This is a genomic window from Cnuella takakiae, assembly GCF_001953305.1.
Taxonomy (GTDB): Bacteria; Bacteroidota; Bacteroidia; order Chitinophagales; family Chitinophagaceae; genus Flavisolibacter; species Flavisolibacter takakiae.
The window spans coordinates 2407092-2427536 of the sequence record NZ_MTFE01000010.1 but is presented as its reverse complement, the minus strand read 5'-3'; the positions used below and the strand labels follow the sequence as shown (position 1 = coordinate 2427536).

The following is a 20445-nucleotide window of genomic DNA, read 5'->3' as shown; positions in this document are numbered from 1 at the left end:
TATTCATGAAATACCTACTCACGCTTTTGCTCATTTCAGTTTGCCACCTATTTACAGAGGCTCAACCTCCTGATCAGGACACCAGTGTTGCACCAGTGCCACCTGTTGACCTGCACGACTATAAGAGTGACACCATCCACTTCAACAACATCCAAGCATGGCAATTTGGATACATCGGTGTAGTGGCACCCAATACCACACCTGAAAACAGCGCATACCTGAAACGGGTTGCTAAGAAGTGGGATGGTGTTGACACCTTCCAGACGATCAAAGTGGTAACGACTTATGGCCAGTTCATTGACACCTATGAGCGGCTGCTATCAAAGTCCGATGGCATGGTTGCAGACTTCAACAATGCCCTGCTCCTGAAGGTATTTCCTGATGCGGCCCGACATCCATGGGTTCTGCTACAGGTTGATGCGCTGAAAAAGAAGTACGCGGCACTTCGGCAAAAGGCCTTGGAGGATGGTTACCGACTGCTTCTGGAACACAAACGCTCCATCCTTTTAGACAACATGCTTGACGAATGAAATACCGAGGTAAAACAATCCAGCTGGATCCGGACAAGGTGTATGTCGGTGTGGCGCGGTATGGATGGAAGAAAAAAGGCATTGCAAGGCTCACTGCTCCTGCAGTCCGCTACTTCACCAAAAAGCCTTTCAACCATGGCTGGCTGCTCATAAACATCATGGGCACATGGGTAATGTTTGAAAGTGCTGAGGGTGGCTGCACGGCTGTCCTGGCAGAGCAGCCTGAAATAGGCATCGACCGCAAAGGGAGCAGGATACAAATCCGGCCGTACATCGGCCCGCTCTCCCGCACTGATGTACTTAAGGCAGCTTCCCTGCAGCTGGGGCTGAAGTACGACCACATCAACCTGGTTGTGCACCAGCTCATTTACCGGTGCGGCGGTCCATGGATCGGCCGCACAGGACCGGATGCAAAAGGCAAGGTGCAATGCTTTGAGTTCCTTTTCAACTGCTTCAACCTGCCACAGGCCTGGCTGGCCAGTGGCGCTGAGTTCGACCAACAAACAGTTTTTGACAATCCAATATTCAACGAAATATGAAACCCTTTCTTTTCTTTCTCCTTCTTTTGCCCTTCCTGGCATTAGCCCAGGCAGGAACAGTACCTGCAATCAAAGAATTTCCTGTCCCTATAGGCAGGGGCGGTGGATCTGGCCTTACCCAGGCGCAAAGAGACTCTATCAGGGCTGCAAACATTGGTATTGCTGATCTGAATACCCGCATGGATGGCAAAAAGGACATTGATCCTAATGAGATCCCTTTTACCCAGGAGCATTCAGCAACTATTGAAAACCTGAAGAACCTGAAAATTGTACCTGCTGACAGTGTTCAGCGCAAGACTGATCTCCTGGACGCAGGGCGCATCTTCAACACAGTACCGGTGGATAGCCTGTATGGCATTGGCCTGCACAGCAACTTTTCTGCTAAGGCATTCCGGTATTTAGGCAGCCGGGTGAAGGCCTTTACCCTCACCTGCAGCTTATGGGAAAGCGGTGACTCCACGATGGCCACAGAGGGCAGTTTAAGGCTGCATGCCGTTATCCTGGACAGAGATACCGTTGTATCGAAGATCGGCTTCAGGCAGTACCGGCAGGGCGACTACACAGCCGGCACCATGAACGCCATGGGTATATACCGCCTTAACTCCACCCTTGACACCCTCTTCCTGGTTGCAAACACCAACAACAACCCTGACCTCTACAAAGGCGTGAACCGGACGGATGTAACAGAACCCCTCACTGCATCCGTTATCCTCAAAGCAGGCGCCTACTATGCTGGGTACATCCATACCAGGACGGCAGCTGTCATGCCTCCCAGCATGTGTGGCGATACCGGTGACGGTGATGTTCCGGAGCGGTGGGGAGGCTCCCTATCCTTTGCCTACCACCTCACAGGCACCACAACCTTCCCGGCATTCATCAAGGTTTCCTCCCTCAGCGTGAACAAAGACAAACGACTTATATGGTTCGAGTAATTCTATTTATTGCCATCCTGCTGCTCCAGCTGGGTGGCAGTGCTCGGACGATTTTTGTAAACGCGACCAGCGCAACTTACAATCCTGGATCTGCAACAGGCTCCGGTACCCTTGCTACGCCATGGGACTTTTCCAAGATTCAGGCGGAAGCCAATAAAACGGCCGGCTCCGAGATCGTGCCTGGCGACTCAATACTTTTCAATCGTGGGCAGGTCTACCGCGGCACCTTGGTATGGCGTGTGTCCGGAGCTGCCGGCGCACCCATTTACGTGGGTGCTTATGGCTCAGGACCTTTGCCGGTGATATCTGGTTTTGTAAACCTTACCGCTTTCCCTGGAAAGGTGGGCAATCAGTACACCAGCCTCAGCTTTTCCAATTTGCCAGCCTGCAAGACGGTAGTTGTGAACGGTGAGCTGATCCCTCCAGGAAGATGGCCAAACGATGCCGGTACCGTGGACAGCGCTATTGGATGGGGCTGGCTGCGTTCCTCTGCAACTGGATCCACTACAACCTTTAAAACAACCTTCAGCCGTATTGGCGGCCGTGCTGGTGCAGCTGCTTTGGTTGGCTCCACTGCGCATGTGAGAACCAGCCGGTGGACCATCGATAGTGTGCGCATTGGCAGCTTCACCGTTTCAGAAGGTGTAGGCACCGATAGTGTTGTGACCCTTACTTACAGCAAAGGCGCAACCCAGTATGCCCACCCATTAGGGTACGGAGCAATATTCACTGGCAAAAAGGAGTACCTGGACTTGGATAAGGAATGGACCTATGAAGGTGGTGCCCTGACCGTTTACCTGCAAAACAGTTCCACCCAATACGATATCAGGGCAGCAAAGGAAGAGAACATCCTGACTGTGATCGATGCTGATTGGGTGAACTTTCACACCCTGAGGTTGGAAGGCGCCAACTATGCCGGCCTGCAGCTGGAAGGCACAGCCTCAAATCTCACTTTTGTGAACGGTGAAATCCAATATTGCGGAAGTAAAGCAGTCAACGCTCACCAAAAGAACTCCGTAGCCAATATCATGGTGATCGGTTCAAAGCTGTATGACCTGGGCAATTTCGGCATTGATCACCGGGAAGCGGGTAGATTCTGGACAGTGAAAGATTGTGACTTCCGCCGTATTGGCCATCTGCCAGGTATGGCCGTGGTAGAAAATTCCAATCAGTCTTGCGCGATAAGGGGCGGCGGCCTTGGCGCTGACGGTCATGCCTATATTAACAATGAATTTCGGGTGATCGGCTACAGCGCGATAAGGTTCAACGGTGATGACACCCGCATCATGTATAACAAGTTTTGGGACTATTGCTATTTGCTTGATGATACCGGCGCCATTTACTCCGTAAAAACTACCAGCAAGGACGCCACACTGATCAAGTTTAACTATGTGGATGGTGCCAATGCTGGCAACCCCTTGCAAGGGGCGGGCGTGCGAAATACTATAGCAAAAATCGGCATTTACATAGACGATGAGGGCCACGGCTCTCCAGGGCGGGAAATTTGGATCGATAGCAACATAGTTGTGAACGCCCCCCGCTCCGGCGTTTATTTGCACAACAACCACGATATCCACCTTCGGGGTAATTCCTTCTATAATAACAAGGAAAGCCAAATGCAGATAATTACTGATTTAGGCGCCACCCGGAACACGTACAAGAGCGACGACACAGCTCACAACATACACAGCCATGGTAATAAGCTATTAAGCACCAGCACGGCCAACGCGGATGAAATAGTTAAGTTTTTCGCCGTTGCCAATACGCCGGCCGCCTTGACCAATTTAGACGAGCAGGCGCCTTGGATTGGACAAAATAACTACAACGGCATAGACAGCAATTATTATTTTAAACCGTTCCACGCATCAACGGAGTGGGTTTATGCCATCTATAATTACATAGGAACGACCGCCAACGTAGCAGCGAAACCGAGCATTGCAAAGTGGGCGGAAACCTTCGGACACGACAAGGCCACCAAAGTCAGCCCGGTTAAGTTTGCAGGCACTACCCAGCCGGATACTGCAGTGAAGTTTTACTACAACATTGGCACCCAGGACACGGTGATCAATCTGACAAAGAGCTACAAGAACGAGCGCGGGGAAATAAACTACCCTGGCACCTTGATATTGAAGCCCTGGGAAACAGTGATGCTATTCAGGTACGAGGCAAGTGCACCACCTCCGCCACCACCACCACCACCGCCACCGGTGGAACCAGGTGAAACCGATGTCGTAGGCTACCGCGGCCCTTATGCAGTTACAACAAAGACAGGCAAACGGGTTACTTATGGTCCTTACCTGGTTGTGAAATACGAGCCCGTTTACCGGCAGAACTTTTTCACCAACTCTGAAGCGCTGGAAGCCTTCAACCGGAGTGCTGCAGTAACTGTTGCGGCCAATGCTGCCCAGGCTCCCAACGACAGCTTGTTTGCTGAAGCCTTTACTACAACTGTAAGCGCCTCCAGCCTGCAGCACAACATCTGGCAGCCAGGGGCCACAAAGCTGGACACGGTTTATACTATCTCGGTACATGCCAAGACAGGTACACACCGGTACCTGCAGCTTTACACCGGTACCACCGGGTTTGGTCCTACTGTGTTCGGCAACTTCGACCTGCAAACGGGCACAGTGACCTTCACCGGTACCGGTGTGCTGGCTTCAGGCATTATGGCCAAAAAGAATGGCTGGTATGAGTGCTGGATAACAGGCAAGGCCACTGCAGCTGCTGCATCAGGTGTAAATAACTCCTTCAACCTGATCGACAATCCAACGGCAGCAAGGGCGCGCTTCTACGTTTCCCCGACTGCAACTACCCTGTACCTGTGGGGAGCGCAGTATGCTACAGGCGAAAAAAGAGGGTATACAAAAACCACATCAACACCAAAACAATAATTTAAAAGGCTCCATTTCGGAGCCTTTTTTCTTCAACTTTTTTGCAGACTTCTGTCCTTTCACTTTTTGGATAATTTCTCGGTCTTTGCCATGTATTAAAAATCCAACTAATCCAATTTTAAATGAAAACCGCCCTTATTTACGTATCCCTGCTTTTCATCAAAGTGAGCATTTTACCGAACACAAACCTGCTAATCTGGATGGCTCTTGCTATGACACTCGACTTCTTGACAGGCTTCAGCAAAGCAGTTGTGCTGAACCAAGCCCGTACATCCGGATGCTTGCGAAAAACCATCACCAAGTTTGTGCAGTATGGTGGCGCCGTAGCAGTAAGTGTTGTACTTAGCCAATCGGCCGAACAGCACAAGATGCAAGATGCAATGCGGCTTGCCAGCATTTTAGGTGATGCCCTGGTTGTGTTCATTATATATATCGAAATCACCAGCATCTTCGAAAACCTGATTGCCATTGACAGTGAATCACCGATTGCTAAATACTTCTTTGTTCCCGCACATAAGATACTGACGGCTCAGATCAAGCGGAGCCCCGCTGTTCAGGCCGCTGAAAACCTTGACCAGGTAAAGCCATAATTATGACTATAAAGACAACCAATAGGCTGTTCTCCTTGCTGCTTGTATCAATCCTTATTGCCCTGTCAACGGCATACTCTTCCTGTTCCATACTTGAAAAGAACAAGAGAAGCAGCTCCAGTATGGAAGCAACCCAGGAGGGCAAAGCTGTGAAGGGCAGCGAACAAACTGCAATTGATCTTTCTTCCCTCACTCAGGTTCGGGATACAGGAAAGAAGCAATCGACCTCCGATTTTATCCGCGAATCATTGACTTTGGCAATTCCGGAATGGTATTTCGGACGCTCAGATAATGAGCCCGGATATAACAGGTTCTACACCCCTGATGAAGACATGATTAAAGGCACCGGAAAACCAGTAACTATCACCTACAGCCGCGAATCAGGATCCAATTCCACCTCCGAGCAGGCTGGCAAGGATAGCACTGCGAAACTGCAAGGATCCTTAAAACATAGCCGCGATACAACGGCACAGGAAAACAATTCATCCCACAAGGCTGACAACACAGAAGACCAGGACACCAAAAGAAAAAAACTACTCTCAGGCTTTAGCATTGGGGTGGGGATCATGGTCCTGCTGGCCTTGATTGGCTTTGTGGCCACTCGTGTAGTAAAAGCCAACAATCCACTATCCTAATGGCGAACTTTACTACAGCCTACAATGCAACCATGGGGCATGAAGGCGCACATAGCGACAACCCCAAAGACCGTGGCGGAGAAACCTGGAAAGGTGTTGCCCGGAACTTTCATCCATCCTGGAGCGGGTGGGCAATTATCGATGCATGCAAGCGCGAAAAAAGCTTTCCCGCCAACCTGAAGACCAACCAGGCCCTCGAGCAGATGGTGCGCATGTTTTATAAAAAGGAATTCTGGAACCGCCTCTCCCTTGAAAATATTCAAGACCAAAGCATTGCAAACGAGATGTTTGATACTGCAGTAAATTGTGGTCCAGCTGTTGCAGGCCAGTTCCTCCAAAGAGCATTGAATGTGCTCAACCGAACCGGCCGCGACTATCCCAACCTGGTTGTTGACGGCCAGATAGGCCCCAAAACAGTTACGGTCCTGAATGTTCACCGCAGCCCAGCCGATGTACTTAAAGTGCTGAACATCCTGCAGGGGAACCGCTATATCGAAATCTGCGAGGCCCGCGAAACACAGGAGACCTTTACCTCCGGATGGCTTAAGCGGGTATCACTCACATAATCAACCTTTTTCAGGCAAGCAATCGTTAGACGCCCGCTGTTTTTACAGTGGGCTTTTTATTACCTCATTACCTGTCCTTTCACTTCCAGATGCTCCGGAATAGGTTTGTATTGTGGATTACAAAGTAGCAAGTAGCATTTATGGCAAGCCCTGGTTGATTGAACAGGGAGCAGCTGTTGAATATATCAGCCTGCTCGAAAACATCCGTCAGGGTAAGGCTTCATTTGTTAAGCGGCCCAGTGCAAAGTTGGCTGCCTATGCCTTATCATCTACAGTCATTGCCGCTCCTGATAACAGGTACGCAGCAAAAGAGCATCCTGGATACGAAGGCCGCACCATTGCAGTACTGCCCGTTAGCGGTCCCCTTATGAAGGGTGATTTCTGCGGATGGTTTGGCACTGCTTCCCTCCGTGGTGAGCTGGGCAAGATGGAAGCTGCTGAAAGCATCAAAACCATTGTGCTGCATGTAGACTCTCCTGGTGGATCCGTTGACGGTACCCAGGCACTTGCTGAAGCTATCCGCAACAGCAAAAAGGAAGTTGTTGCCATGGTGGATGGTGTATGCGCCTCCGCAGCCTACTGGATTGCATCGCAAGCCGATCGCATTGTTGCTACTTCCGGCACCGACCTTATTGGTTCCATTGGTACCATGTTTACCATCCAGGACCGGTCTTCCTACATGGAAGAGATGGGAGTGATCGTGCATGAATACTACGCCACCAAGTCAACGGATAAAAACAGGATGTTCACCGAAGCCCAAAAGGGCAAGGGCAAAGCGCTGATCCAAAACCTGCTCGATCCATTAAATGAGCTTTTCCTGGCTGCCGTACGGACCGGCCGTGGTAAGGCCCTGAATGAAGAAAAGACCCTCACCGGTGAGATCTTCCTGGCCGCCCAGGCGCAAGAGCTGGGACTGGTTGACGAAGTGGCTTCCATGGATGCCACCATCAATGCACTTATTTCCAAACATTCATCTAAAACCTCTCAAATAACCATGAAAAAAACGTGGGCAAAAATCTCAGCCATCCTGGGGCTGGCCGCCTTTAATTCGTCTGCTGATCTGCAGGACGAACACCTGGACAAATTGGAAGCCTCTATGGCTGATGCTGAAACCCGCTCTGCAGAACTGACCACAGCCCAGGCTCGTGTAAAAGAACTGGAGACTGCGCAGGCAGCTGACAAAACCCGCATCACTGAACTGGAAGGCCAGCTGGCAACTGCCAACACCAACCTGACCAAGGCTAATGCTGACCTCACCAAGGCCAATGCTGAAGTGGAGCGTCTGGGTAAACTGGATGCCGGCAAGTTCACCGAAGCCAAAAAAGATGGTGACGAGTTCAACGACTCAAAAGTTGATGCTGCTGCGATGGACTTCCAACAAGAGCTTCTGTCCAAAGTATAAGGCTTCACTAATCCGATCCTTCGAATACCATAAACAAAATTCAATATCCTTTTTAAACCCCTCTGAAGATGGCAATTGCTGTTGCAGCTGTAGTAACCCAGTTTGGCGCATACTACATCAATAATCCCGACAACATGAAGCGCTTGCGCAACATGCTGTATCTCCCTGCCGACACGGCAACTTATTTCCAGGAGCGCCCAGGTGACGATACCGTTTACCGTGGTGTACTGGCTACCCTGAACCGTATCGTGCAGCCCTTCCAAAAGGCCTTCACCCCCATCGGCACTATCACCTTTGAGCCCAACCAGTTCCCGCTGTTCAAGATCAAGGTTGATATGAGCGAAACCCCTGATGATCTGGAGGCCACTTACCTGGGCTTCCTGGCATCACAGCCCGAAGCTGATCGCGCTCAATGGCTGTTCATCCGCTGGCTGATCGAGGTACACGTTATGGCCAAGATCCAGCAGGATCTTGAGCTGAACGAATACTTCAAGGGTGTATATGCCGCGCCTACCCCGAACACTGCTGGTGCTGCTGGTACCGCTATGGACGGTATCCGCAAGGTGATCCGTGGTTATAACACTGCCGGCCGCCTGAACCTGAAAAACGGTCCCCAAGTGCTGGGTGCAATCCCCACCGATCCTGTTGAATGCGTTACTTACCTGGAGAAGTTCGCAGATGGCATTCCTTCTGTGTTTCGCTCCAAGCTGGACGCCATTTTTGTGGCTCCTGAAGTAGCCATCCGCTACAAGCGTGGCAAACGGGAAAAATACAACCTGAACTATGCGCAAACCAACGACCTGCAGTCTTTGGAAGACTATCCTAAAATCAAGGTAGTTGGCCTGGAAAGCCATGCAGGATCCGGCTTGGTATGGACCAGCCTTCCTGAAAACCGCATCCGTGCCACTAAGAAAGCTGTCCTGGGCAACACCATGAAAGTGGAAAGTGCCAAGCGTGTTGTGGACCTGCTCACCGACTGGTGGGAGTCGCTCAACTTCGAAGTGCCGGAGTTTGTGTTCACCAACGACCAGGACCTGGTATGACCAAGCCCTGATCCAGTAAACTGATTATTCATTGAGTGCGGGGCTGCTGCCGGGTGTTCCGGGATACTAGGCCCCACTTCATAAAAACTCATTACCGTGGCAAAAGAGACCAATGCCCAGCAGGAAGGCCAATCCATTGCTGATTTGCAAAAGGAGAAAGCAGAACTGATCTCCAAGATTCAGGCAGAAGAGCAAAACAGTGCAGCAAAGGATGAAATGATTGCTGAACTGAAATCTGTTTTGGAACAGCTGAAAGAAGCCTATGCCAAAATCAATGAGGAAGTGGCACACCTCAAAAATGAGAATGCTTCCCTGCATGCCGGCAACACCGAACTGCAATCCACCAATGAAGCGCTGGAGCGTGTAAACGAAGATCTGACCGAAAAGATCGAGGAACTATCTGTACCTGCTGCAGCTGCCGAAGCTGGCAAGCCTGAAGTGCTGAAAGTTCCGGAAGCGACTTTCCTGGTAAACAAAAAGAAGTACGCCTTCATTGCCCCTGTTTTCCATTTTGGTGGCAACCGCATTGTGGCCGAAACCGCACTTGCTGATAAAGCTCTCCTGGAGAAGCTGGTTGCACAAGGCGCCGGCGTGATCAAGGAAGTGAAGTAACCATCCTGTCTTCCAGCCTCGAGATCCACTATCCTATTTCAAACCTCTTAAACAATCGATCCTATGGGTTCGCTTTATAAAAACTACAAGTCCGGCGATGTAAAGAACGCTGCTCCCGGTTACGGCCCCAATGCGTTCCTGACCCCTGTGGACTACTTCACGGACCTCAAAACACCGGTGATCTCCCCAACCCCTGTCCTGGGTGAGGCGGTGACGATCGCAACCAGCCACGTTTATGCGACCGGCAAAAAATCAATCGAAGTGTACTGCGTTCCCAAAACCGTATCTGGTGATGGCGAGATGAGCGGTGAAGTGCTGGGCAAGGTGTTCCGCTGGACGCCCAAGATCATCGTTGCCGGTGATGGTCCTGAACTGCTCGAGATGATGCAGAACCTGCTGAATGGCTCTTTTATCCTGCATATTGAAGATGTGAAAAAATGCGAAACAGGTTCTGGTTTCGTACAGTTTGGTTCCAAGTGCACTCCCTGCACTGTTGTTGAAGGTTCCTTCAAGAGCGGTACCCAAGGCGATGGCCGCAAGCAGTTCGAGTTCACCCTGGAGGCTTTCGACAAGTACTTCTACACCGGTGCGCTGGAAGTGATGGCTTAAGGAATCAACCTATAAGTTGCCCCCTTTACCCGAATAGTTCACCTCTAAAGCATTTACCATGTTGAAGCTTAACAGGCAGGTAGTAGCAGACCGCTACGAATGCACTGCAACGGAAGATTTCATTGTTCATATTGGCTGCTATAACGGCCCTTTGAGCAATATCAATGAATGCGGCGCAGCTGCCCTGGTAAAGAGTGGTGTTTCCTACCTGGTGGAAAAGCCCCAGGAAGAGGATACCACTCCCTGATCTCTGCTCTCTCTCTGTGATTATTCCATATCCTGAAAACCAAAAGGTTTTCCGCCCCGCGTGGCGGGAAACCTTTTTTCATTTAAAAACTATGTTCCGACCCCAAGACATCGATAAATACAACCAGGATGTTGCAGCCTGGACAAAGGACACCAAAAACGCTGCCCTGGCAGAACTGGATAAGCACGGTGTGGTGCACAGCCCAAAAAGCAAAAGCCCGGTACCGCTTCGCAAGGCACTGAAAACCGCCCTCCGCAAGAATGGAGGTGTTACCAACCGGATCTCGTTCAAAATCCCGAGACATGCGGTGTTCCTGCACAAGGGTGTTGGCCGCGGTACTACCGCAAGCCAGGCCGGATCTACCAACCGAAAGGCAAAGCCATTCCTAAACCCTCCTATTGAACAAAACATTGGCAAACTGGCTGAACTCGTAGCGGATCACCAGGGCACCATGATCGTTAACGCTTTAATGATTAAGTAAAATGTCTGATCACCTGCAACCAAAAACCGTCAGTATATACATTGATGATGCGCCTGGTATTGAGGCCTACAACCGGCTTTCCAAAAAGCAGGATGACTACAACACCAAAATTGCCGAGGGCTCCAAAAGGGCTGAACAGCTGGCCAAGGACCTGAAGAAAGCACTCGACAGCGGGAAGTCTGGTGATGCCATCCAAAAGAAGCTCGATTCGGTAAACAAAACCCTTGATAAAAACAGGGAGGCTCTTGCCAAGGTAACCAGCCAGCAACAGGCCCTTGCCCAACAGTTGGACAGCAAAAGCGGTCCAAGCTTAAAGAGCCAGGCAGCCCTGGTGCAAAGGCTATATAACGAATACCAGCGCCTTGGTACCAATACCAAAGAGGCAGAACAGAAGCTTCTGGAGTATGCCAACCAGGCCCGGGTGTTGGACCAGATGCGCGAAAAGGTGGCTTCTGTCCGGAAGGTGCAGCAGGATAGCACTGCAGCCGGATCCAGCTGGCTTTCCTCTTTTGCCGGCAACCTGGCAGCTGGAGCCGTGATGAAAGTAGGCAGCCTGGTAGAAGGCTTCTTTTCCGATGCTGTTACCGGTGCCATGGAAGCCGAGGCCGGTGTTGCCCGTTTCCAGAGCACTATGGCCAATCTGGGCAGGGAAGACGCCTTTGACCGGCTATCTGCAAAGGCAGATGAAATGGCCGAGAAGTTCAAGTACCTGGATAATGACGATGTGCTGGCCGTGTTCGACAAATTGGTGACCTATGGCAAGCTGACTGAAAAGCAGATGAATGACCTAATGCCGGTAATCATCGACTTTGCGGCAAAGCAGCGCATCACCCTGGAGGAATCGGCATCTGTTGTAATCAAGGCTCTGGAAGGCAACGGCAAGGCCCTGAAGGATTACGGCATTGACATCAAGGATGCAGAAACCACAACCGAACGCTTTAACGTGGTAATGACCGACCTGGCTTCAAAAGTTGAAGGTGCCGGCGAAGCGTTCCAGAATACTGCAGCTGGTGGTGTGGCTGAAGCCCGCCAGCAGTTCGACAACCTGAAGGAAGATATCGGCACCCAGCTGATACCGGTACTTGCCACTTTGTTGGGATGGCTCAATAAGATCATCACGGGCCTGGGCTACATGAAGGACAAAGCAACCAACACCTTCAGCGATGTAAAGGCCCTGCTTACCGGTGGCGTTTCCGGACTCCTGGCAAACAGGGGCAACCGGGAAGTTGAAAGGCAGGCAGGCTTTGAAGCGCAGGCCTCCAGCCAGTTCATACAATCCTTTGATGGCAAAGGGCAGGAAGAAATAAGCAAGGCCCTTATAGAGCTGCAGCAGAACCTACAGGCAAAGCAAAAGCTTGCCACCAGCAAGTACACACCCAAAGACCAGGTGATTGCAGCGCAGCAGGCAGTACGGGTGCTGAAGCTGGAAATTGACGGATTGCTTAAGCTTCAGGATTCCCTTTCCAATACTGAGACCCTTGGTATCAATGCTGGCGGTACCGGAAAAACCAAAAAGGAAAAGGACAAAAAGGATCCAAAAGTTGAGCAGGCGAAAAAGGATGCCGAAGAGCTGGAAAAATACCTGAAGCAAAAGGCTTTTGACTTGTCGCAGTTCGATGCTACCGAGCAGGAAAAGGAACTGGACAGGGCATATAAGACCTGGGAGGAAAAGAAGCTGCTTGCCCATGGCAACCAGGCGCAGTTGAAGCATCTCGAGGAACTGTACTGGCAGGAAATAACCCAGATCCAAACCAAGTACGGCCGCCTGCAAACCGCTGAATTTGAAAAGAAGCAGCAGGAGCGCATCAAGCGCATGGAAGACCTGTCCAAATCTGCAATGGCCGGAGGCATGGCGCAGCTGCGTGGTGTTTCTGAAGCTATATCCAACGGACTGGCCAAGGCCGACCGGCGCAAGCTGGATGCTGCGGAGCTGAAGGTGATCCAAACCAGCGGCCGCGAACAGCTACAGGCAAAACTGGATCTGCTGAAGGAAGAGGAACGGCAGGAACTGGCCCAGGCAGGCCTCACAGAGGAGCGAAAGCTGATTATTGAGGAACAGTACCGCCAAAGCCGAAAACAGGCCGAATTTGACTATTACGCAAGCATTGCGGAAAGCTACTTTGCTTATGCCCAGCAGGTGCTGACCTTGGCCACAATGTTCGACCAGCTGATGTCCGCACGGGAAGACCAGCAGCTGGCCAAGGAACAAAGGGCAAACGACCGCAGGAAAAGTGGATACCGCACCCTGCTCAATAACAAGCTGGTCTCCCAGCAGGAATATAACAGGCGCATCGCCCAGATGGATGCCGACCTGGATGCACGGAAAGCGGAGATTGAAAAGAAGCAGTTTGAAAGGCAAAAGAAAATCAACATTGCCCAGGCAATTGCAAATGGCGCCATGGCTGTTACCAAGATCCTGGCAGAAACTCCAAAGTTTGACTTCGGTGTGGCCACTGCCATCCAGATCGGGTTGGCTGCTGCAACTACAGCTACACAGGTGGCGCTGATCACCAAGCAAAAGCCACAATTCAGGGACGGTGGCCAGCTGCTGGATGGTCCCTCACATGAGCAGGGAGGGGTGCCCCTTTTTAGTCGCAGCGGCGCATACTATGGAGAAGCGGAAGGTGGGGAAGTGATCCTGAGCCGAAAGACGGTAAGAAACAATCCCGACCTGGTTGGCGCCCTGCTATACAGTAGCATGAACCGCAGCGGCGCTCCGATCGTGCCGGCATTCCGCACCAGGACTTACCAGAGCATTGATTATGGAGGACTTTCCCGCAGCATACAACGGTCGCGGTATTATGCCAACGGCGGCACTTTGCCTACCCAACCTGCAGCCCAACCCGGCAACGGTGGTACCGGGCAGGTGGTGGCAGCCATGCCGGCTGAAGTGGTGGATCTGCTCCGCGACATACGCACCTACCTGGGCATACCACCCAAGGCCTACATGGTCCTTTCAGAAGCGCAGGCAGTGCAAGACCAGTATAATCAGTTAAAAAGCGATTCCACATTTAGAAAACAATAAATCATCCCGTTTCTTTAGCAGGCAATCGCCCGTTTTTTCCGACCCTGACTAATTGCACATTGAACTACCCCGCTACCACAATAGCGGGGTTTTTATTGCAGACTTCTGTCCTTTCACTTCCGGACCCTGCAAAATAGGTTTGTACTATGCACGGGGACTTTATCACACTCAAAGAAGTACTATCCTGGATGGACTCCGGCAGCACATTCTCCATTGCTTTCATCACTGCCAACCAGCGCACCAAAACCGGTGGCGAACTCATAGAGATCGCTGAGGGACAAAAGTCCGGATGGCAGTTGCCTGAAGACCGAAAAAAGCAGGAGAAGCTGCAGGCGCCTTCCGAAGGTGTGCGCAAAGCCCCCAACCATTACGAAAACAGCACCCGTAACATCCGCATCGTTGCCAACAACGATATCAGGAAGGTGCACATACGCTTAATCCGAAAATTCAACGGAAAAACCGTCCTATGAGTATTATCATGTCCGATGGTGTTGGCTACAGCACCCGCACCCGTACTGCTTACATGCTGGCAGGAGCCGGCAGCTCTTTTCTTGTGGGTAAGCCATTCACGGAACCAAAAGAAAAGACAGCTGCCGGCGATATCAAGCCCTGGTCAAACTGGGGTGACAACAACGACCTGCCCAATAAAATGGCCAGGGATATTGAGGAATGCGGTGTATTAAACGCTGCCCTCGATGCAAAGCCCCGTATTGCCGTGGGCAAAGGCCTGCAACCTTTTCTGCTGCTCAACGTGGATAAGGAAGGAAAGGAAGACCTGGAATGGGTGTCGGATAGTGAGATTCACGACTTCCTGGAATGGAACGACTGCTTCAACTTCACCACTGATAAGATCTTCGATGTATGCGCTTATGGTTGGAGCGTGTCCCAACTGCTTCTTTCCCGCAACCGGAGTAAGATCAACCGGATCCGGCGCACCGATGTGGTAACAGCCAGGCTGGGTAAAAAAAAGGATTCAGGATTGATCGAAGAGGTTCACCTGTGTGCTGACTGGCCATCCAACCCAGGCCTGGGCAGCGAGTATGTAAAGAAAATTCCCGTGCTCGAGGAAGGTGCCGAAGGCCTGGACATCATTGAACGGACCTCCGGTTATGAGTTTGCCGTTATTTCCCGCCAGCTGCGCAACGGTCGCGGGTACTACCCTCCCCCGCTCTGGTATAGTGCCAAGGCCTGGGTGGATCATGCCAAAGCAATCCCCTTAATGAAGAACGCAATGATGCGCAACCAGATGTCTGTGAAGTACCTGGTTACCATCAGCATGGGTTATTGGAAACGCATCCATACCAAGTGGGATACCTACACCCCGGAGGCGCGTAAGCAAATCATGGACGATAAGCTGGAGGAAATAGACAAGTACCTGACTGGTATTGAAGCCACCTACAAAAGCATCTTCAGTTCTTCCTATATCGATCCCATCACAAAGACGGAGATACCCGATATCAAGATTGAAGCTCTTGATGATAAGGCCAAAGAAGGCAAAGGCCTGGTGGATAGTGCAGCTGCCAACAGTGAAATCCTGTTTGCCCTGTGCGTGAATCCTGCCCTGGTGGGTGCTGGCCAGCCCGGTGGCGCTTATGCCGGCAATGCCGGAGGTTCCAACATCCGGGAAAGCTACCTCACCCAGATCATGCTGATGGAGCGGGAGCGCCGGCAGGCAACCAAAGAGCTAAACATTGTGAAGCGCTTCAACGGGTGGGATACGCGGCTGGAAGTAGAGCGCAACATCTATGCAGCAACACCCAGTGGCAATACTGCAACCATTGCGCCTGCAAAACTGAAACCCCGCCTGGTGTTCCGATATCCTGCAGGCGTACTCACCACACTCGACACCGGTAAAAGCACAAAAGGAGAAGTAGTATAATGGCAATCCTATCCAACGACAAAGACCTGGTACGCGACTTTGTCCGAATCAACTTCATAAACCAGCTTTCATCCTTTCCTGATTGGGATGCAGCCGAGGATCGGTACCTGGTACCGGTGATGGGCTTTGACCTCCACAACCAGGTAAAGGCCCTTGCTGAAGTTGAACCAGGTGGGCCTCTTACTGATGACGAAAAGCGGAACGCCGAACTGCTTAGGCTATGCCGCACTGTGGTGGCGCCATTGGCTTACATGCTGGAAATGCCTTTGATTCAAGCACAGCTGACTGATGCCGGACTTCGGACCATTAGTTCAGACAATATGCAGGCTGCCCACCGCTGGGAGTATAATAACGTGCTGCAACAGCTGGCAGACAAAGGATCCTACGGCATTGAAGCTTTGCTCCGTTTCCTGATCCATAATAAGGAGCACTATCCTGCATGGACGGAAAGCACCCAGTACCGAGAGTTTGAAAACCTGTTGTTTGCCACCGGAGAAGAGTTCAACAAGTACTTCCGCTTACATCAGCCGCACCGGGTTTTCTGGCAATTGCGGCCGCTGATCCGCGAGGCTGAAGATTTCTATGTAGCAGCTGCGATCGGAAATGAATTCTACCAGGTACTGAAAGGCAAAGTGGATCCATCAAAGGAAGAGCGCACTGCTTTGGATTTCTGCCGCAAGGCAGTCTCCCAGATCACCATGGCCATGGCCGTGGAAAAGCGCTCGGTTGCAATTACTGAAGAGGGGTTCACCTTGCTGATGGGTGCAGGAAACGCAGACAGCTCTAATGCCGGTGATACTCCGGCCCTGAGTGCAGGACTTAGCATGCTGCACGACAGTTGCTCCAAGAGCGGCGATGCTTACCTGCTGAAGCTCCAGGACTACCTCAATAGCATGGCTTCGGATGCCATGTTTGCGGAGTACTTCACCAGCTCCTATTACGAAGCACCTGCCAACCCCACCTGCCCGGAGCCAAGCAAAAACGCCCACCGTAAAATCTTTGGTCTATGATCATCCTCCGCTATGGAAGGAAAGGAAGGCTGCTGATGCCTGATAACTTTGAGGAACTGACCCCAAAGCAGGCGATTGCCCTGGCGCCCCTGATGTTTGAGGGTGGCGATGAAGAAAAGTGCAAAGCCCTGGCAGTTAAAATACTTGCAGGGCTGGGGCTGATCTCATTCAAGCTCCTGCCGGCTGAAGTGCTGACAAAAGCCCTGCCCTATACCGACTGGCTTTTTGAGCACAAGCCTTTTACCTGCCAGTGGATCCCGGAGTACCGCGGCTACCATGGCCCTGCAGCGGACTTTGAAAACCTCCGGATGAAGGAATTCCATTTTTCAGAACTGCACTACCGTGTCCTGGTGAGTGACGGCCCGGATGACAGCGCCATCAACAACCTGGTTGCAGCCCTGTACCGCCCTGCAAAGAAGGGTTACGATCGCAGGCGCAATCCCGATGGCGATATCCGGGTTCCCTTCAACCATAACGAAATGGACTACCATGCAGCCATTGTAGCGAAGTGGCCGGAGTCAGTGAAGCAAGCCATTTTCCTTTGGTATGACGGATGCCGCACCACCCTAATTGATAACAACCCCAAGGTGTTTAAAGAGCCGGTAGTAAATGGTTTTGAAAGCCAGTTCGACACAGGCCTTTACGGCATGATGCGCAGCCTTGCAGGCGAGCGCCTGGGACCAGTTGACCGAATTGAATGCATGGAGATCAAACAAGCCATGCTGGAGCTGGGACTGATCAAAGAAGAGGAAGAGTATTATGAAAGCCAGATGGCACAAAACCAATCATAATGGGATTTTTTAAAGACAGGTCCGATTACTTCAAGAGCCTGGCAAATAAGCACAAGCTGGTTGCCCACAAGCGGATTGAAGGCAAGCATGAAAAAAACAGCTTTCACCGGATGAATGACGAAGAGGAGCTGCTTGCTGCCTGTGTCAACTGGGCCCACTTCCCTTGCGTGGTGCATGCCGGCATGTCGGGCAGGTACACAGAAGGAAAGCAAAGCCTGGTTAAGCGCAAGACTACCAACCAGCTGATGTTCCTTTCAAAGGTGGATCACCCCACCAATATGGATAGTAGGGAGGCCTGTTACGACCTGACCATGGAAATAATGGAAGACTTTATTGCTTTCATGCTGGGGGAGTTTCATGAGAAAGGCTTCTGCAGCAATTTCTCCAATATTGACCTGAACAGGTTTTCATTTTCAACGGTATCATTCAATGGAAACCTTTTTGGCTGGCAGCTGACCATTGAAGATGATGCCTTCCCCGATATCACCAATTCCGACACCAGTAAATGGTTTGATTAAGCTATGTCCTACCGTATCCTTGAAAGGCCTTACAAGTTCTCCTATGCTGCAAACCCTGTGTTGTACCGCTTTGATGTGGCCAACCCGGAAGCGCCTGGCTGTGCCATCGAAATAGAACTGCGCACCGTTCCCATCACCGGTACCGTAACGGACACCGACTGGGGTGTACTGATCTCCAGGCAAACACTTTACCCTGGTGCGGACGGTGTGGTTAACTTCTACTGCCAGGACTATCTCAACTCCTACATGGACTGGCATGTTGCCGAACTTGCGAGCAATGAAGTGGTGGCAGTTACTACCCAGATCCGGAAGTATTACATCCGGCACCGGCAGATACAAAAGGGGAACACCTCACCCGCCTGGAATAGCGACAGCGCCAACCTGCTCACCGTTCTTAAAGGTGGAGTGGCAAAAGAAAAATGGGACCGCAACAACTTCTTTGTTTCCTACCTGGTTGCCAATAAGCCTTTCCTTACCTGGCAGCCTGCAGATGAATTGATAGGGTTGGAAGAGCGCCGGTACCTGACCTATTTTCATCATTATGACACCACTCCGGAGCTGCGCTTAAAAGCCAGGGTTGTGTACCAGGATGGTGCAACCGATACGGTGACCAAGGCTTTCCCTCCACTCTCCGCTTCGCTGCTTTTTCATCTTCCTGCAGGCCTGAAGCAATTGGGTCTGTTCGGATTGCAGCCTGGTAAAAAGGTATGGTTCTATGATGTGAGCGTGGAAGATGATGGCGGCAATGTGTATGCAAAGCCTTACCGCTTGTATGCGGATTACCGGCCCTACTACAATGCCTTTTCTTTTATCTATGCCAATAGCCTAGGTGGCATTGACAGCATGCGGGTGCGTGGCGATTATGATATTGAGATCCAGCGGGAGTACACCGAAGTTGAAAAAGCCGGTGGCGATTACGCCGGCGAACTTTTGCCAACCGAAAGGGCGGTCATCAACATCAGCAAGTACGAAGTTTACAAAGGCGATGCCGGCATGCTCAATACCCCGCGCATGCAGGAAGCCATGCAGGATATGCTGCTTTCCGATTTTGTCCTTCGGGAGATCGCCGGCCGCTGGCTGCGGGTGATGCACATGCAGAAAACACAGCCCATGGGTGGCACCGATGATACAGTTTGGAGCTTTCCCCTGCAGTGGCGATACACCTTCAACAACAGTCAGTTTACACCCCTGGGCATAAACCTGGGTGCTGCAGTAGAGGTGGCGCCTCCGGATGACTTTTCCGTTTGTACGCCTCCCTCCGGACTCCAGTTCGAATACATTGAAGCGGTACCAGCTCAACTGGCACACCGGTACCGGTTTACCTGGAATGAAGTCCTTGCAGCTGAAGGCTACGAATTAGAAGTGAACAATGGATCTACCTGGTCCGCTCCCATCTTTGCAGCGACAAACACCGCACTGATCCTCCTGGAGATTGACAACCAGTACAGCTGGCGGGTTCGGACCAAATGCGGCGATGGAGATTACAGTGCTTATACGGTAGGTCCTGGCATCGATATCGTTTCCACTGCTCCAGCCTGCAGTGCGCCCATTAATCTGGAAACAGAGCTGGTGACCATTGATCAAACCACAGCCACAATGCAGTTCAAATGGTCGCAGGTACCAGGTGTTTTGGAATATGTCCTGGAATGGCGCCAGAGCGGCAGCGGCGACTGGCAAAGCAAGGTTGTTGCCCAGGCGGCGCCTCCCACAACCATACAAGCCGGCTTCCTTCGGGATGGCGGGTACGAGTGGCGGGTGCGCTCCAAGTGCAATGCTGCAGGTGACTACAGCGGCTACGCATACGGTGAAACCTTTGTTCCCTCCAACCTGCTGGGCAGTTGCACACCTCCTACCAATCTATCTGTTACCATCGATCGTTCAACCATTGGCAAAGCACGGGCACAGATCCTTGGTTACTTCATTCCCATCTTCCAATGGACAGCAGCTCAGGCTGCCTCCAGCTATGAATGGCAACTGCGGGAAAAAGGAACCAACGGCGCATGGCTGACTCAGAACAACGTGCAAAGCGGAATGATGGGCAATGCATTAGTCAATAGAAACTGGGAGTGGCGGGTGCGTACCAATTGCACCGGTGGCGGTTTCTCCCAATTCATTAACGGACCGGAGTTCAATACAAACGTATAA

At 51.5% G+C, this 20445-nt stretch carries 20 protein-coding genes; all 20 read left to right on the top strand.

From position 1 onward, the window contains the following. The first annotated feature begins 5 nt into the window (after window positions 1-5). Window positions 6-530 (top strand): hypothetical protein, encoded by a 525-nt coding sequence (locus tag BUE76_RS10685; protein ID WP_143157401.1) that lies wholly within the window; start codon window positions 6-8, stop codon window positions 528-530. Beyond that, entirely contained in the window at window positions 527-1069 is a 543-nt protein-coding gene (locus BUE76_RS10680; RefSeq protein ID WP_073046010.1) for a hypothetical protein, read from the top strand. Before BUE76_RS10685 ends, BUE76_RS10680 begins: the two co-directional genes overlap by 4 nt. After that, window positions 1066-2001 carry a hypothetical protein gene (locus BUE76_RS10675; RefSeq protein ID WP_073046007.1) on the top strand — a complete coding sequence of 312 codons (936 nt, stop codon included), beginning with the start codon at window positions 1066-1068 and terminating at the stop codon, window positions 1999-2001. Before BUE76_RS10680 ends, BUE76_RS10675 begins: the two co-directional genes overlap by 4 nt. Further along, window positions 1989-4892, top strand: a complete 2904-nt coding sequence (locus tag BUE76_RS10670; RefSeq protein ID WP_073046004.1) for a phage head spike fiber domain-containing protein — start codon at window positions 1989-1991, stop codon at window positions 4890-4892. Before BUE76_RS10675 ends, BUE76_RS10670 begins: the two co-directional genes overlap by 13 nt. Before the next feature lie 122 nt (window positions 4893-5014). Continuing rightward, a complete protein-coding gene (locus BUE76_RS10665) occupies window positions 5015-5482 on the top strand; it encodes a phage holin family protein (RefSeq protein WP_073046001.1) in 468 nt (155 codons plus the stop codon). 122 nt (window positions 5483-5604) lie between these two features. Then, window positions 5605-6117 carry a hypothetical protein gene (locus BUE76_RS10660; RefSeq protein ID WP_143157400.1) on the top strand — a complete coding sequence of 171 codons (513 nt, stop codon included), beginning with the start codon at window positions 5605-5607 and terminating at the stop codon, window positions 6115-6117. Continuing rightward, window positions 6117-6683, top strand: coding sequence for a glycoside hydrolase family 108 protein (locus tag BUE76_RS10655; protein ID WP_073045996.1), 567 nt, complete (start codon window positions 6117-6119; stop codon window positions 6681-6683). The genes BUE76_RS10660 and BUE76_RS10655 overlap by 1 nt, the downstream gene beginning before the upstream one ends. A 112-nt stretch (window positions 6684-6795) precedes the next feature. Next, window positions 6796-8085 (top strand): S49 family peptidase, encoded by a 1290-nt coding sequence (locus tag BUE76_RS10650; RefSeq protein ID WP_073045994.1) that lies wholly within the window; start codon window positions 6796-6798, stop codon window positions 8083-8085. Window positions 8086-8153: 68 nt separating this feature from the next. Further along, on the top strand, window positions 8154-9128 hold the full coding sequence (locus tag BUE76_RS10645) for a hypothetical protein (protein ID WP_073045991.1): 975 nt from the start codon (window positions 8154-8156) through the stop codon (window positions 9126-9128). A 96-nt stretch (window positions 9129-9224) separates the two neighbouring features. Beyond that, window positions 9225-9740 carry a hypothetical protein gene (locus tag BUE76_RS10640; RefSeq protein WP_073045988.1) on the top strand — a complete coding sequence of 172 codons (516 nt, stop codon included), beginning with the start codon at window positions 9225-9227 and terminating at the stop codon, window positions 9738-9740. Window positions 9741-9803: 63 nt separating this feature from the next. Then, a complete protein-coding gene (locus BUE76_RS10635) occupies window positions 9804-10349 on the top strand; it encodes a hypothetical protein (RefSeq protein ID WP_073045985.1) in 546 nt (181 codons plus the stop codon). A 58-nt stretch (window positions 10350-10407) separates the two neighbouring features. Further along, window positions 10408-10596, top strand: coding sequence for a hypothetical protein (locus tag BUE76_RS10630; protein WP_073045982.1), 189 nt, complete (start codon window positions 10408-10410; stop codon window positions 10594-10596). Between the two features lie 91 nt (window positions 10597-10687). Then, complete coding sequence (locus BUE76_RS10625; RefSeq protein WP_073045979.1) at window positions 10688-11077, top strand: hypothetical protein; 390 nt, start codon at window positions 10688-10690, stop codon at window positions 11075-11077. Window position 11078: 1 nt separating this feature from the next. After that, the gene (locus tag BUE76_RS10620) at window positions 11079-14102 is read left to right on the top strand and encodes a hypothetical protein (RefSeq protein ID WP_073045974.1); all 3024 of its coding nucleotides are present in this window, start codon (window positions 11079-11081) and stop codon (window positions 14100-14102) included. Between the two features lie 146 nt (window positions 14103-14248). Beyond that, complete coding sequence (locus BUE76_RS10615) at window positions 14249-14572, top strand: hypothetical protein (protein ID WP_073045972.1); 324 nt, start codon at window positions 14249-14251, stop codon at window positions 14570-14572. Further along, on the top strand, window positions 14569-15981 hold the full coding sequence (locus BUE76_RS10610; RefSeq protein WP_073045969.1) for a hypothetical protein: 1413 nt from the start codon (window positions 14569-14571) through the stop codon (window positions 15979-15981). Before BUE76_RS10615 ends, BUE76_RS10610 begins: the two co-directional genes overlap by 4 nt. Continuing rightward, complete coding sequence (locus BUE76_RS10605) at window positions 15981-16991, top strand: DUF6712 family protein (protein ID WP_073045967.1); 1011 nt, start codon at window positions 15981-15983, stop codon at window positions 16989-16991. The genes BUE76_RS10610 and BUE76_RS10605 overlap by 1 nt, the downstream gene beginning before the upstream one ends. Further along, complete coding sequence (locus BUE76_RS10600; protein WP_073045964.1) at window positions 16988-17782, top strand: hypothetical protein; 795 nt, start codon at window positions 16988-16990, stop codon at window positions 17780-17782. The genes BUE76_RS10605 and BUE76_RS10600 overlap by 4 nt, the downstream gene beginning before the upstream one ends. Further along, entirely contained in the window at window positions 17782-18300 is a 519-nt protein-coding gene (locus tag BUE76_RS10595; protein WP_073045962.1) for a hypothetical protein, read from the top strand. Before BUE76_RS10600 ends, BUE76_RS10595 begins: the two co-directional genes overlap by 1 nt. A gap of 3 nt (window positions 18301-18303) precedes the next feature. Beyond that, the gene (locus tag BUE76_RS10590) at window positions 18304-20445 is read left to right on the top strand and encodes a hypothetical protein (RefSeq protein WP_073045959.1); all 2142 of its coding nucleotides are present in this window, start codon (window positions 18304-18306) and stop codon (window positions 20443-20445) included.